Origin of the sequence: Mesorhizobium sp. M0159, from assembly GCF_040322295.1 — a bacterium.
Taxonomy (GTDB): Bacteria; Pseudomonadota; Alphaproteobacteria; order Rhizobiales; family Rhizobiaceae; genus Mesorhizobium.
Map to the genome: position 1 here is coordinate 50,093 of NZ_JAMYTF010000008.1, position 12,954 is coordinate 63,046.

The window sequence follows — 12,954 nt, forward strand, 5'->3', positions numbered from 1 at the left end:
CCAACGCCTATTAAATGGAACGTTCCAACAAATCAAGATATTTTGCCGCCCTGCCTCGTGCAGCAAAAATTGCTGCATCGCAGCAGCCGAAAGCCTGCTTGCCGGAGGATTGCGCCACCGAGCCGCATTTTTCCCGGGTTCGCAAAAACGCGATTGACTCAAATGCGCCCCAGGGATTAGATCGTTCCAATAAAATCGCACAAGAAACCACCGGGAGGACAGATCTGGATGGCCAGCCGGGCCAAGGCAACGATACTCGACATAGCCCGTGAGGCGGGCGTGTCCAAATCGACGGTATCGCTGGTGCTGCAAGGCAGCGGGCTGATCCGGCCCGAAACCGCGCTCAAGGTGCGCAAGGCGATCGAGGACGTCGGCTATGTCTACAACCGCGGCGCCGCCAATCTGCGCAAGGCCCATTCCAACGTCATCGGCATGGTCATCAACGATCTCACCAATCCGTTTTTCGCCGAGCTCGCGGTCGGCATGGAGCGCGTCTTCCAGTCGGCCGGCGTCGTGCCTTTCATCGCCAATACGGCTGAAAACCCGGTGCGCCAGGAAGAGGTTCTGAAATCGTTGATGGAGCAGGGTGTCGCCGGGCTCGTCGTGTCGCCGGCGCGCGGCACCACGCCTGGCGCGTTCCGTCGCCTTGAGACCGCAGGCGTTCCGGTCGTCTTCGTCATGCGCCGGCTTCCCGAAAGCCGTATCCCGGTGATCACGCCCGACAATCATCGCGGCGCCTATCTCGCCACCGCCCATCTGATCGGCAAGGGCCATCGCCGGCTGGCCTTCTTCGGCGGCTCGTCCGACCTTGTCGTCTATCACGAGCGCCTGGGCGGCTTTCGCGAGGCCTGTGAAGCGCTCGGCATCGAACCGGCCGACAGGCTGGTCTTCGAGGGCGAAACCAGCCGCAAGGGCGGTATTGCCTGCCTGGAAACCGCACTTGCCATGGCCGCGCCGCCGACCGCGGCCCTTTGCTTCAACGATGCGGTCGCCTTCGGCGTCTTGCTGGCGCTGCGCAAGCGCGGCCTGGAACCCGGCGCGGACTTTGCCGTCGTCGGCTTCGACGACGTCGCCGAGGCCGAGCACTATATGCCGGCGCTGACCAGCGTCGCGGTGAACACCGCCGGCCTCGGCGAGCGCGCCGCCCATGTCGTGCTGAAGATGATCCAATCGCGCACCACGCGCGCCGAGGATCATATCGGCGCCGTCAACCTCGTGGTCAGGGAAAGCTGCGGCCCCGATCGCAACGAGCATGGCTGTGCAGGAATGGGAGACGCGGCATGACCGTCAGTTGGGGGCTGATCGGCGCCAGCACGATCGCAAGACAGTTCATGATCGGCGCCATCCGCGCGCAGAAGGACGGCGAGATCGCCGCGGTGATGAGCTCCAGCCCGGAGCGCGCCGCCACTTACGCCAGTGAAAACCGCATTCCGGCGGCGGTCTCGACGCTCGACGCCCTGCTCAAATCCGATATCGACGCCGTCTACATCTCGACCACTAACGAATTGCATCTCGAACAGGCACTCGCCGCCATCGAGGCGGGAAAGCATGTGCTGTGCGAAAAGCCGCTGGCGCTGACCAGCGCCGACGCGCGCAAGATGGTCGCGGCGGCCAGGGCCGCCGGCGTCGTGCTCGGCACCAATCACCATCTGCGCAATGCCGGCTCGCATCGGGCGATGCGCGAAGCGATCGCTGCCGGCCGCATCGGCAGGCTGATCGCCGCGCGCGTCTTCCACTCCGTCTATCTGCCGGAAAACCTGCAGGGCTGGCGCATCACCAGGCCGGACGCCGGCGGCGGCGTGGTGCTCGACATCACCGTCCACGATGCCGACACGCTGCGCTTCGTGCTCGGCGACGATCCCGTCGAGATCTCGGCATTCACGCAGTCGGCCGGCATGGCCGCCGGCGGACTGGAAGACGGCGCCATGTGCCTCTGGCGCTTCGCATCGGGCGTCATCGCCCAATCGCATGAGGGCTTCACGACAAAATTCGCCGGCACCGGCTTCGAGGTGCATGGCAGCGAAGGCTCGCTGATCGCCAAAAATGTGATGACGCAGAAGCCGGTCGGCTCGGTCTTGCTTCGCACGGCACAGGGCGAGGAGGAATTGAGCTTCGACCGCGAAGACCTCTATGCCCGTTCGCTGCGCGAATTCCACGCAGCGATCCGTGGCGACGGCCAGCCGTCCGCCACCGGCGAGGACGGCGTCTGGTCGCTGACATCAGCCGAGGCGGCATTGCAATCGGCCAGGTCCGGAAACGCCGTTGCCATCGACCCGAAGCTCGGGAGCGCCGCGTGAGCAAGCTCGTTTCAGCGGCTGAAGCTGCCGGCCTGATCAGGGATGGCATGGTCGTTTCCGTGTCATCGTCGAGCGGCCTCGGCTGTCCGGATGCGGTGCTGGCTGCCGTCGGCGAGCGCTTCGACGCGGAAGGCCATCCCAGGGACATCACGACGCTGCATCCGATCGCCGCCGGTGACATGTACGGCATCAAGGGCATCGACCATCTAGCCAAGCCCGGCCTGTTGAAGCGCACTTTGTGCGGCTCCTATCCGTCCGGGCCGTCATCGTCGGAACCGCCGCAGATCTGGAAGATGATCGGCGACAATTCAGTCGCCGCCTATAACGTGCCGTCCGGCATCCTGTTCGACATGCATCGCGAGGCCGCGGCCAAGCGCCCCGGCGTGCTGACCAAGGTCGGGCTCGATACCTTTGCCGACCCGCGCCATCAGGGTTGCGCCATGAATGCTGCCGCCAGCGAGCCGATCGTTTCGGTGCAGCAGTTCGACGGCGAGGAATGGCTCTATTTCCGCTCGATCGTACCGCAGGTCGCGATCATCCGCGCCACCACGGCGGACGAGCGCGGCAACCTTACCTATGAGCATGAGGGTGCCTATCTCGGCGGCCTCGAACAGGCGCTGGCCGCCCGCAACAATGGCGGCATCGTCATCGCGCAGGTCAAGCGCGTCGTCGCGAACGGCACGCTGAAGCCGCACGATGTGCGCGTGCCCGGCGTGCTGGTCGACCATATCGTGGTGGCGCCCGACCAGTTGCAGACGACGCTGACGCCTTACGATCCGGCCATCTCCGGCGAGATCTTCCGGCCGCTGTCGAGCTTTCGCAACGCCGAGATGAACGTCCAGAAGGTCATTGCGCGCCGCGTCGCCATGGAGCTTGCCGACGGCATGGCGGTCAATATCGGCTTCGGCATCTCGGCCAATGTGCCGCGCATCCTGCTCGAGGAAGGCCAGCACGGCAAGGTCACCTGGGTCATCGAACAGGGCGCGGTCGGCGGCGTGCCGCTGCTCGATTTCAAGTTCGGCTGCTCGTCGAACGCCGACGCCTTCATGCCTTCGCCGCACCAGTTCATCTATTTCCAGGCCGGCGGCTTCGACGCCTCCCTGCTGTCCTTCCTGCAGATCGACCGGCACGGCTCGGTCAATGTTTCGAAGCTTTCGGCGCGGCCGCATGTCACCGCCGGCGCCGGCGGCTTCGTCGACATCACCGCGCGGGCGAAGAAGATCGTCTTTTCCGGTTTCTTCAATGCCGGCGCCAAGCTGTCGCTTGCCGGTGGCGGCATCCGCATCGACCAGGAGGGCAAGGTCAAGAAAGTCGTCGGCGAGGTCGAGCATATCTCCTTCTCGGGCAAGCGTGCCGTCGCGCAGGGACAGGATATCACCTATGTCACCGAGCGCTGCGTGATGAAGCTGACGCCTGCGGGGCTGATGGTGACCGAGTTGGCGCCGGGCATCGACCTCGAGCGCGATGTGCTGGCGCAGGCCGAGATCCCGCTCGCCGTCGCCAACGACCTGAAAGTGACGCCGGATGCGCTCTACCGGGACCGGCCGATCGGCCTATCGCTCAATGGCGGCGTGTCGCTTGGAGCCGCACATGGCTGAGCGTCTGGTAACCTTTGAAACCGACGGCGCCATCGGCATTGTCACGCTGCGCCGGCCGGAGAAATTCAACGCGCTCGATATTCCGATGCTGCGGGCGCTGGAAGCGGCACTCGACGAGGCCGAGACAGCAACCGGCGTCCGCGTCGTGCTGGTCTGCGGCGAAGGCAAGGGCTTTTGCGCCGGCGGCGACGTCGAGGCTTGGGCAGAAATGAGCGCTGCCGATTTCCAGGTGCAATGGGTGCGCTACGGCCACCGCGTCTTCGACCGGCTGGCGCGGCTGCGGCAGCCGACGATCGCCGTTCTTGCCGGCCATGCGCTGGGCGGCGGGCTGGAACTGGCGGCGGCTTGCGACTTTCGCGTGGCGGAAACGCAGGTGAAGTTGGGGTTCCCCGAAACCTCGATCGGCGTCGTTCCCGGCTGGTCCGGCACCCAGCGCGCCGTGCGCCGCTTCGGTGCGCAGGCAGTGCGGCGGATGGCGCTCGGCGGCGAAGTGTTTCTGGCTACCGAGGCTCTTGCTCTGGGGATTGTCGACCGGGTGGTCGAGACCGGTAAGGCATTCGCCGAAGCCAAGGCCTGGGCCGGCAAGATCGCCGAGCGCGGCCCGCTCGCGACCGAAGCCGCCAAGCTGATGATTACAATCGCCGAGGGCGAAGAGAGTGCTGCCGCGACCGAAGCGCTGGCCAGCGGCTTCATCGCGCTGACAAGCGATCTCAGGACCGGCGTCGAGGCTTTCAAGACCAAGCAGAAGCCGGCGTTCTCAAGATCTTAGGAACCTGGAAATCACATGAACGCACCCCTCAACATCGCCATGCCCGCCGAGGCAGCCGCAGCGCCGAAAAGCTACCGGCTGCTGATCGGCGGCAGGTTCATCGACGCCCAGGACGGCCGCACGCTGGAGCGCAGCAGCCCCGGCCACGGCTTCACCGTCTCGCGCTATGCGCAGGCCGGCGCGGCGGACGTAGAGGCGGCAGTTCAGGCCGCGCACAAGGCCTTCGACACCGGCCCGTGGCCGCACATGAAGGCCGCCGAACGCGCCACGATCCTGCTCAAGGCTGCTGACCTGATCGAGGCGCGGCTGGACGAGATTGCCCGGCTCGACGCGCTGGAATCCGGCAAGCCGATTGCGCAGGCGCGCGGCGAGATCGGCGGCGCCGTCGACATCTGGCGCTATGCCGCGGCACTTGCGCGGACGCTTCACGGCGAAAGCTACGCCAATCTCGGCGATGCCATGCTCGGCGTCGTGTTGCGCGAACCGATCGGCGTCGTCTCCATCATCACGCCGTGGAATTTCCCGTTCCTTATCGTCAGCCAGAAACTACCCTTCGCGCTCGCCGCCGGCTGCACGGCGATGGTCAAGCCGAGCGAGATGACCTCGGCCTCGACCTTTGTGCTCGGCGAGATCCTGATGCAGGCCGGCTTGCCGGATGGCGTCGTCAACATCCTTGCCGGGTTGGGCGCCGATGTCGGCGCACCGATGGTCAGCCATCCGCTGGTCGAGATGGTGTCGTTCACCGGCTCCACCCGCGTCGGCAAGATGACCATGGCGTCTGCCGCCAACTCGCTGAAGAAAGTCGCGATGGAGCTCGGCGGCAAGAACGGCCAGATCGTCTTTCCCGATGCCGACCTCGAGGCCGCCGCCGACGCGGCGGTGTCCGGCGGCTTCTTCAATGCCGGCGAATGCTGCAATGCCGGCAGCCGGCTGATCGTCCATGAGGCGATCGCCGACGAGTTCCTCGGTGCCGTCAAAGCCCTCACCGCCAAGGTGGTTGTCGGCGACCCGCTCGACGACCGCACCAAGGTCGGCGCGATGATCTCTGCCGACCATGTGGCCAAGGTCACCGGCTACGTGACGGCAGCGGAAAACGGCGGCGGCCGGATCTGTAGCGGCGGCAATCAGCTTGCTTCGAGCGCCGGCCAGTATCTTGATCCGACCATCGTTCGCGACGTCACCGAAGACATGGCCATTGCACGCGAGGAAGTGTTCGGTCCGGTGCTCTCGGTGCTGACTTTTGAATCGATTGAAAGGGCGTTGCACATCGCCAACAACACGCCCTATGGTCTGTCGGCGGGCGTGTGGAGCGCCAGCATCGATACCTGCATGTCGGTGGCGCGGAATGTGCGTTCGGGAACCGTTTGGGTGAACACGTTCATGGAGGGTTACCCCGAGCTGCCTTTCGGCGGCTACAAGCAGTCCGGTCTCGGACGCGAACTCGGCAAGCGCGCCGTCGAGGATTATACCGAGGAAAAGACAATCCAGTTTCATCGCGGCCAGCGCACCGGATGGTGGGTCGGCTGAGTTGGGAAGAACCCGGTGGGCATCCGCCGGTCGTGTAAGTTCAACAAGGGAGGAAGTACATGTTGCGCAAACTGCTTATCGGGACGGCTCTCGCATCGGGCGTTGCGTTCGCGGCCCATGCCGAGGACGTCAAGGAAGTCCAGATGCTGCATTGGTGGACGTCGGGCGGCGAAGCTGCCGCTCTGAACGTGCTCAAGCAGGATCTGGCCAAGGAAGGCTTTGCCTGGAAGGACGTGCCGGTGGCCGGCGGCGGCGGCGACGCCGCCATGACGGCGCTGAAGGCGATGGTGGCAGCGGGCAACTACCCGACCGCCTCGCAGATGCTTGGCTATACCGTGCTCGATTACGCCGCAGCCGGCGTTATGGGCGACCTGACCGAGACGGCGATAAAGGAAGGCTGGGACAAGTCCGTTCCCGCGGCCCTGCAGAAATTCTCCGTCTATGACGGCAAGTGGGTCGCGGCTCCGGTCAACGTCCACTCGGTCAACTGGCTATGGATCAACAAGGCGGTGATGGACAAGATCGGCGGCACCGAGCCCAAGACCTTCGACGACTTCATTGCGTTGCTGGACAAAGCCAAGGCGGCGGGCGTCATCCCGCTCGCGCTGGGCGGCCAGAACTGGCAGGAAGCGACAATGTTCGACTCAGTCGTGCTGTCGACCGGCGGGCCTGAGTTCTACAAGAAGGCCTTCAACGACCTCGACGAGGAGTCGCTGAAGTCCGACACGATGAAGAAGTCGTTCGACAATCTCGCCAAGCTCGTCACCTATGTCGACCCGAACTTCTCCGGCCGGGACTGGAACCTCGCCACCGCCATGGTCATCAAGGGCGATGCGCTGGTGCAGGTGATGGGTGACTGGGCCAAGGGCGAATTCAACGCCGCCAAGAAGGTCCCGGGCACCGACTTCCTGTGCTACCGCTTCCCGGGCACCGACGGCAGCGTCGTCTACAACTCCGACATGTTCGGCATGTTCAACGTTCCGGAGGACCGCAAGGCCGCCCAGATCGCCCTGGCCACCGCCACGCTGTCGAAGAGCTTCCAGTCGGCCTTCAACGTCGTCAAGGGCTCTGTTCCGGCCCGCACCGACGTGCCGGACACCGATTTCGACGCTTGCGGCAAGAAGGGCATGGCCGACCTGAAGGCCGCCAATGAAGGCGGCACGCTGTTCGGTTCGCTGGCGCAGGGCTATGGCGCGCCTCCCGCGGTTGCCAACGCCTATAAGGATGTCGTCTCGAAATTCGTGCACGGCCAGATCAAGACCTCGGACGAGGCCGTGACCCAACTGGTCAGCGCGATCGAAGACGCCAAGTAAGGCACCCGCCCATGTGAATGATCTCCCCGGCGCAAGCCGGGGAGATCCCCTGCGGCGAGGTTTTGCGGTTGCGCCGACCGGCACGCTTTCGTGCCGCAGAGCCCGAGACAGCAGAATTCCGGACCCGCCATACGGAATGGACAGATGAGCACAGTTGCTGAAACCAGTATCACGCTGACGCCGGAGCACGATGCCCGTCCGGGCGCCACGGTGCGCTCGCGCCTTCAGGACGCGCTGCCGAAGCTCGTGCTGGCGCCGAGCTTCGCCGCCACTATCGTCTTCGTCTACGGCTTCATCCTGTGGACGATCTATCTGTCCTTCACCAATTCCAAGACCTTTCCCTCCTATGCGATCACCGGGCCACGCGCCTATCAGCGGCTATGGCGCTGGACTTTCGAAAGCGATCCGCCGTCCTCCTGGTACACGTCGATCACCAATATGGGGATTTTCGGCTTCCTCTATATTTCCATCTGCCTGGCGCTCGGCCTGTTCCTGGCGATCCTGCTCGACCAGAAGATCCGCGGCGAAGGTGTGCTGCGGCCGATCTACCTCTACCCGATGGCACTGTCGTTCATCGTCACCGGCGTTGCCTGGAAATGGTTTCTGGACCCCGGCCTCGGCCTCGAGCAGACGCTGCACCAATGGGGCTGGACGAGCTTCCATTTCGACTGGATCAAGAACAAGGATTTCGTCATCTACACAGTGGTCATCGCCGGCGTCTGGCAGGCGTCGGGCTTCATCATGGCGATGTTCCTGGCCGGCCTGCGCGGCATCGACGGCGAGATCCTGAAGGCGGCGCAGATCGACGGCGCCACCACCTTCCAGCTCTACCGTCGCATCGTCATCCCGCTGCTGCGGCCGATCTTCCTGTCCGCCTTGATCGTCCTCGCGCATCTCGCCATCAAATCCTACGATCTGGTGGTCGCGCTGACCAGCGGCGGGCCGGGCGGTTCGGCCTGGCTGCCGTCCAACTTCATGTATGAGTACACCTTCAAGCGCAACGAGATGGCCGTCGGCTCGGCCAGCGCCGTGATCATGCTGATGACCATCACCGCGATCATCGTTCCCTATCTCTATTCCGAGCTTCGGGAGAAGCCGCGATGAGCGCCGTGGCCACTCCTGCTCGCCAGAGCACTGGCGGTATCAGCGCCAGGACGGTCAACCGTATTGTCATCTACGGGCTGCTGGCGCTGTTCGCGCTGTTCTATCTGATGCCGCTGTTCGTCATGCTGGTGACCTCGTTCAAGACCATGGACGAAATCCAGAACGGCAACATGCTGGCGCTGCCGCAGGAGCCGACCTTCGCACCTTGGATAAGGGCGTGGAGCGAGGTTTGCTCGGGTCTCACCTGCGTCGGCATGAAGGGTTATTTCTGGAACTCGATCAAGATGGTGGTTCCGGCCGTCATCATCTCGACCCTGCTCGGCGCGCTCAACGGCTATGTGCTGACGAAATGGCGCTTTCGCGGGGCGACGCTGGTGTTCGGGCTGATGCTGTTTGCCTGCTTCATTCCGTTCCAGTCCGTCCTCTTGCCGATGGCAACGATCCTCGGCAGCCTCGGCCGGTTCGGCGTCAAGCTGCAGAACGCGACCGGCCTCACCTTCGGCTTCGGCAATCCGACCGTGAACCTGGTGTTCGTTCACGTCGTCTACGGCATCGGCTTCACCACCCTGTTCTTCCGCAATTATTACGAAGCGTTTCCGAACGAGCTGGTGAAGGCGGCGCAGATCGACGGCGCCAGCTTCTTCCAGATCTTCCGGCGCATCATGCTGCCCAACTCGCTCCCGATCATCGTGGTGACGGTGATCTACCAGTTCACCAACATCTGGAACGACTTCCTCTTCGCTTCCGCCTATGCCGGCTCAGGCGACGTGATGCCGATGACGGTGGCGCTGAACAATGTCGTCAACACCTCGACCGGCGTCGTCGAATACAACGTCAACATGGCGGCGGCGATGATCGCCGCGCTGCCGACGCTCCTCGTCTACGTGCTCGCCGGCCGCTATTTCGTGCGCGGCCTGATGGCCGGCGCCGTCAAAGGATAATCGCATGGCTTTTCTGGAAATTGACGGGCTGAAGAAGCGTTTCGGAGCGGTCGAGATCCTGAAAGGCATCGACCTCGACCTGGAAAAGGGCGGCTTCCTCGTGCTGGTCGGGCCTTCCGGTTGCGGCAAGTCCACGCTGCTCAACACTATTGCCGGCCTGGAAACCATCACCGAAGGGGAAATCCGCGTCGACGGACGCACGATCAACGATCTCCACCCCTCCAAGCGCGACATCGCCATGGTCTTCCAGAGCTACGCGCTCTATCCGAACATGACCGTTGCCGGCAATATCGCCTTCGGCATGGAGATGCGCGGCGTGCCGGCCGGCGAGCGCCAGAAGGCGATCGACAAGGTGGCGAAGGTCCTGCAGATCGGCCATTTGCTGAAGCGCAAGCCAAGCCAGCTCTCCGGCGGCCAGCGCCAGCGCGTCGCCATGGGCCGGGCGCTGGTGCGCGATCCAAAGCTGTTCCTGTTCGACGAGCCTTTGTCCAATCTCGATGCCAAGCTGCGTGTCGACATGCGCATCGAGATCAAGCGCCTGCACGCCACCACCGGCACCACCATCGTCTACGTCACCCACGACCAGATCGAGGCGATGACGCTGGCCACCAAGATCGCGGTGATGCGCGACGGCGAGGTGCAGCAGTTCGGCACGCCAGCCGAAATCTATAACAATCCGGTCAACCTGTTTGTTGCCGACTTCATGGGCTCGCCGGCGATGAACCTGATCCCGGCGACGATCGGCAGCAACGGCAGCGGCTTCTCCGTCGTCATGGAGCGCGAGGCGCGCCAGCCGATCTCGCTGCCGCTGGGCAATGCGCCGGCCGGCCTGTCGGCATTCCAGGGAAAACCGATCATCTTCGGCGTTCGCCCGGAAGCACTGACCGATCCCGAGGGTGCCGAACGCAACGCCTCGAACATCGCCCGCGCCGACTGTCACATCGAGGTCATCGAGCCGGCCGGCTCGGATACGTTCGCGGTCACCAATCTCGGCGGCAAGGCGGTGGTGGCGCGGCTGCGCGCCGATGCCAAAATCCAGCCCGGCACGGTCACGCCGCTCGCCTTCAACCTGACCAAGGCGGTGTTCTTCGATCCGGCGACCGAGAAACGCATCGTCTGACCGCCATGACAAATCCCGACATCGTCATCATCGGCTCCGGCATCGGCGGCGCCACGATCGCCTCCGGCCTTGCCGGCGGTGGCGCCTCGATCCTGATGCTGGAGCGCGGCGAACCACTGCCAGCAACGCCGCACACACGCGACACCCGCGCAATCTTCGTCGATGGTCATTATCGGCCGAAGGAGATGTGGCTCGAGGCCGGCGGAGCGCCGTTCAACCCGGGCAATTACTACTATGTCGGCGGCAATTCGAAATTCTACGGCGCGGTGCTGATCCGCTACCGCAGGGAAGACTTTTCGGAGATGGAGCATTATGGCGGCGTCTCGCCGGCCTGGCCGTTTTCCTACGAGGAATTCGAGCCCTGGTATTCCAGGGCCGAGCAGCTTTTCCGCGTGCGCGGTGCACTCGGCGAAGACCCGACCGAGCCGTTCCACTCGATGCCCTACCCTTTCGGGCCGGTACCCGACGAGCCGCCGATCGCGCGTGCGCGCGCCGAGCTTAGGAGCCTGGGCCTGCACCCGGCATCGCTGCCGCTCGGCGTCGACATCGAAGCCTGGCTGAAAGACGGCAGCACGCCGTGGGACGCTTTTCCCAACACCGGCGTCGGCAAGGTCGACGCCCAAACGGGGCCGCTGACCGCCGCCCTTGCCGACCAGAAGATCAAGCTCGAGACCGGCGCCCATGTCGAATATCTCGAGGCATCGCCGGATGCGAGGACGATCATCGCCGTCCATTATCGACAGAACGGTACGCTGAAGAAAGTCGCGCCGAAGCTGGTCATCCTATCGGCCGGCGCAGTCAATTCCGCCGCCATCCTGCTGCGCTCGCCCACCCCTCAGGGCAGAGGCGGTGGCAAAGGCCTGGCCAACCGCTCCGACCAGGTCGGCCGCAACTTCATGAACCACAATTCGAGCGCCATGCTGGCGATCGATCCACGCCGCCGGAACAAATCCGTCTACCAGAAGACGCTGATGCTGAACGATTATTATCTGTCCGACGGCAAGGGCGGCAACCCGCTCGGCAATGTCCAGCTCCTCGGCAAGATCGACGGCAACATCCTCAAGGCCAATGTCAGGCGCGCGCCCAAATTCGCGCTCGATTTCATGGCCGGCCACGCCGTCGACTGGTATCTGATGTGCGAGGACCTGCCCGATCCCGAGAGCCGCATCATGATCGACGGCAAGGACATCGTCATGCAGTGGCGGCGCTCCAACATGCGGTCGCTCGACGGACTGACCAAGGTGATGCGCGAGAATTTCCGCGCCTGCGGCTATCCGATCGTCCTGTCGCGTCCGTTTGACAAGCGCACGCCCTCGCATCAGTGCGGCACGGTGAAGATGGGCAACGATCCGGCGACCTCGCCGCTGGATCCGTTCTGCCGCTCCTTCGACCACAGCAATTTGTTCGTCGTCGATGCCGGATTCCTGCCGAATTCGGCCGCCGTCAATCCGGCGCTGTCGATCGCCGCACAGGCGCTGCGCGTCGCCGATCATATCCACAAGACGGAGCTTGCAACATGACCCGCCCGGCAGCGATCGTCACCGGCGGCGCGCGCGGCATCGGCCTTGCCTGCGCCGAGGCGCTGGCCGACGCAGGCTTCGACATCCTCCTCTCAGACCTTGCCGACGAAGCCGCCGACGGGCTCGCCGCCGACATCAGAGGGCGCGGCGCGAAGTTCGCCTATGCCAGCAGCGACATCGCCGACCTCGACGGCCACGCAGCGCTGATTGATGCCGCCACAAGCGCCTTCGGCCGCATCGACTGCCTGGTCAACAATGCCGGCATCGGCGCCGTCCTGCGCGGCGATCTGCTCGAGCTCAAGCCCGAAAATTTCGACCGGGTGCTCGGCATCAATCTCCGCGGCACCGTATTCCTCAGCCAGGCCGTCGCCAAAGCGATGCTCGGCCTGCCAAGCGATGATGCGAGATCGATCATCACCATCACCTCGGTCAGCGCCGCCATGGCCTCGCCGGAACGTTCCGATTACTGCATCTCCAAGGCTGGGCTTTCGATGTGGGTGAAGAACCTGGCGCTGCGGCTTGCCACCGAAAACATCGCCGTGTTCGAGGTGCGCCCGGGCATCATCCGCACCGACATGACCGCGGGTGTCACCGCCAAATATGACGGATTGATCGACGGCGGGCTGGTGCCGGCAATGCGCTGGGGCGAGAGCGAAGATATCGGTGCCGCCGTGGCAGCACTCGCCGGTGGCAAGTTCGGCTTTTCGACCGGCTCGGTCATCAATGTCGACGGCGCGCTGTCGGTGCCGAGGCTATGAACAGGTG

Annotated in this window: 12 protein-coding genes; all 12 read left to right on the plus strand. The window is 64.3% G+C overall.

What is annotated here, in order from left to right; genetic code table 11:
• Positions 1–14: 14 nt before the first annotated feature.
• Complete coding sequence (locus NKJ32_RS10970) at positions 15–272, plus strand: hypothetical protein (RefSeq protein WP_352785627.1); 258 nt, start codon at positions 15–17, stop codon at positions 270–272.
• Positions 229–1,284, plus strand: a complete 1,056-nt coding sequence (locus NKJ32_RS10975) for a LacI family DNA-binding transcriptional regulator (RefSeq protein ID WP_352454053.1) — start codon at positions 229–231, stop codon at positions 1,282–1,284. The genes NKJ32_RS10970 and NKJ32_RS10975 overlap by 44 nt, the downstream gene beginning before the upstream one ends.
• Positions 1,281–2,297 (plus strand): Gfo/Idh/MocA family protein, encoded by a 1,017-nt coding sequence (locus NKJ32_RS10980; RefSeq protein ID WP_352568156.1) that lies wholly within the window; start codon positions 1,281–1,283, stop codon positions 2,295–2,297. Before NKJ32_RS10975 ends, NKJ32_RS10980 begins: the two co-directional genes overlap by 4 nt.
• The gene (locus NKJ32_RS10985; RefSeq protein WP_352568157.1) at positions 2,294–3,895 is read left to right on the plus strand and encodes an acyl CoA:acetate/3-ketoacid CoA transferase; all 1,602 of its coding nucleotides are present in this window, start codon (positions 2,294–2,296) and stop codon (positions 3,893–3,895) included. The genes NKJ32_RS10980 and NKJ32_RS10985 overlap by 4 nt, the downstream gene beginning before the upstream one ends.
• Positions 3,888–4,664 carry an enoyl-CoA hydratase/isomerase family protein gene (locus NKJ32_RS10990; protein ID WP_352568158.1) on the plus strand — a complete coding sequence of 259 codons (777 nt, stop codon included), beginning with the start codon at positions 3,888–3,890 and terminating at the stop codon, positions 4,662–4,664. Before NKJ32_RS10985 ends, NKJ32_RS10990 begins: the two co-directional genes overlap by 8 nt.
• Before the next feature lie 15 nt (positions 4,665–4,679).
• Positions 4,680–6,191 carry an aldehyde dehydrogenase family protein gene (locus NKJ32_RS10995; protein WP_352827557.1) on the plus strand — a complete coding sequence of 504 codons (1,512 nt, stop codon included), beginning with the start codon at positions 4,680–4,682 and terminating at the stop codon, positions 6,189–6,191.
• Between the two features lie 59 nt (positions 6,192–6,250).
• A complete protein-coding gene (locus NKJ32_RS11000) occupies positions 6,251–7,504 on the plus strand; it encodes an ABC transporter substrate-binding protein (RefSeq protein WP_031194023.1) in 1,254 nt (417 codons plus the stop codon).
• Positions 7,505–7,648: 144 nt separating this feature from the next.
• Positions 7,649–8,608, plus strand: coding sequence for a carbohydrate ABC transporter permease (locus NKJ32_RS11005; RefSeq protein WP_023675368.1), 960 nt, complete (start codon positions 7,649–7,651; stop codon positions 8,606–8,608).
• Positions 8,605–9,549 carry a carbohydrate ABC transporter permease gene (locus NKJ32_RS11010; RefSeq protein ID WP_023675367.1) on the plus strand — a complete coding sequence of 315 codons (945 nt, stop codon included), beginning with the start codon at positions 8,605–8,607 and terminating at the stop codon, positions 9,547–9,549. Before NKJ32_RS11005 ends, NKJ32_RS11010 begins: the two co-directional genes overlap by 4 nt.
• 4 nt (positions 9,550–9,553) lie before the next feature.
• Entirely contained in the window at positions 9,554–10,669 is a 1,116-nt protein-coding gene (locus NKJ32_RS11015) for an ABC transporter ATP-binding protein (protein ID WP_023675366.1), read from the plus strand.
• Between the two features lie 5 nt (positions 10,670–10,674).
• A complete protein-coding gene (locus tag NKJ32_RS11020; RefSeq protein WP_352827559.1) occupies positions 10,675–12,189 on the plus strand; it encodes a GMC oxidoreductase in 1,515 nt (504 codons plus the stop codon).
• Entirely contained in the window at positions 12,186–12,947 is a 762-nt protein-coding gene (locus NKJ32_RS11025) for a 3-ketoacyl-ACP reductase (protein WP_352454047.1), read from the plus strand. The genes NKJ32_RS11020 and NKJ32_RS11025 overlap by 4 nt, the downstream gene beginning before the upstream one ends.
• Positions 12,948–12,954: the final 7 nt, after the last annotated feature.

Excerpts from the sequence above, each read along its gene's own strand:
- NKJ32_RS10990 (WP_352568158.1), top strand. The coding sequence starts at position 3,888 with ATGGCTGAGCGTCTGGTAACCTTTGAAACCGACGGCGCCATCGGCATT.
- NKJ32_RS11015 (WP_023675366.1), top strand. The coding sequence starts at position 9,554 with ATGGCTTTTCTGGAAATTGACGGGCTGAAGAAGCGTTTCGGAGCGGTC.
- NKJ32_RS11020 (WP_352827559.1), top strand. The coding sequence starts at position 10,675 with ATGACAAATCCCGACATCGTCATCATCGGCTCCGGCATCGGCGGCGCC.
- NKJ32_RS10970 (WP_352785627.1), top strand. The coding sequence starts at position 15 with ATGGAACGTTCCAACAAATCAAGATATTTTGCCGCCCTGCCTCGTGCA.
- NKJ32_RS11025 (WP_352454047.1), top strand. The coding sequence starts at position 12,186 with ATGACCCGCCCGGCAGCGATCGTCACCGGCGGCGCGCGCGGCATCGGC.
- NKJ32_RS11000 (WP_031194023.1), top strand. The coding sequence starts at position 6,251 with ATGTTGCGCAAACTGCTTATCGGGACGGCTCTCGCATCGGGCGTTGCG.
- NKJ32_RS10995 (WP_352827557.1), top strand. The coding sequence starts at position 4,680 with ATGAACGCACCCCTCAACATCGCCATGCCCGCCGAGGCAGCCGCAGCG.
- NKJ32_RS10980 (WP_352568156.1), top strand. The coding sequence starts at position 1,281 with ATGACCGTCAGTTGGGGGCTGATCGGCGCCAGCACGATCGCAAGACAG.
- NKJ32_RS11010 (WP_023675367.1), top strand. The coding sequence starts at position 8,605 with ATGAGCGCCGTGGCCACTCCTGCTCGCCAGAGCACTGGCGGTATCAGC.
- NKJ32_RS10975 (WP_352454053.1), top strand. The coding sequence starts at position 229 with ATGGCCAGCCGGGCCAAGGCAACGATACTCGACATAGCCCGTGAGGCG.
- NKJ32_RS11005 (WP_023675368.1), top strand. The coding sequence starts at position 7,649 with ATGAGCACAGTTGCTGAAACCAGTATCACGCTGACGCCGGAGCACGAT.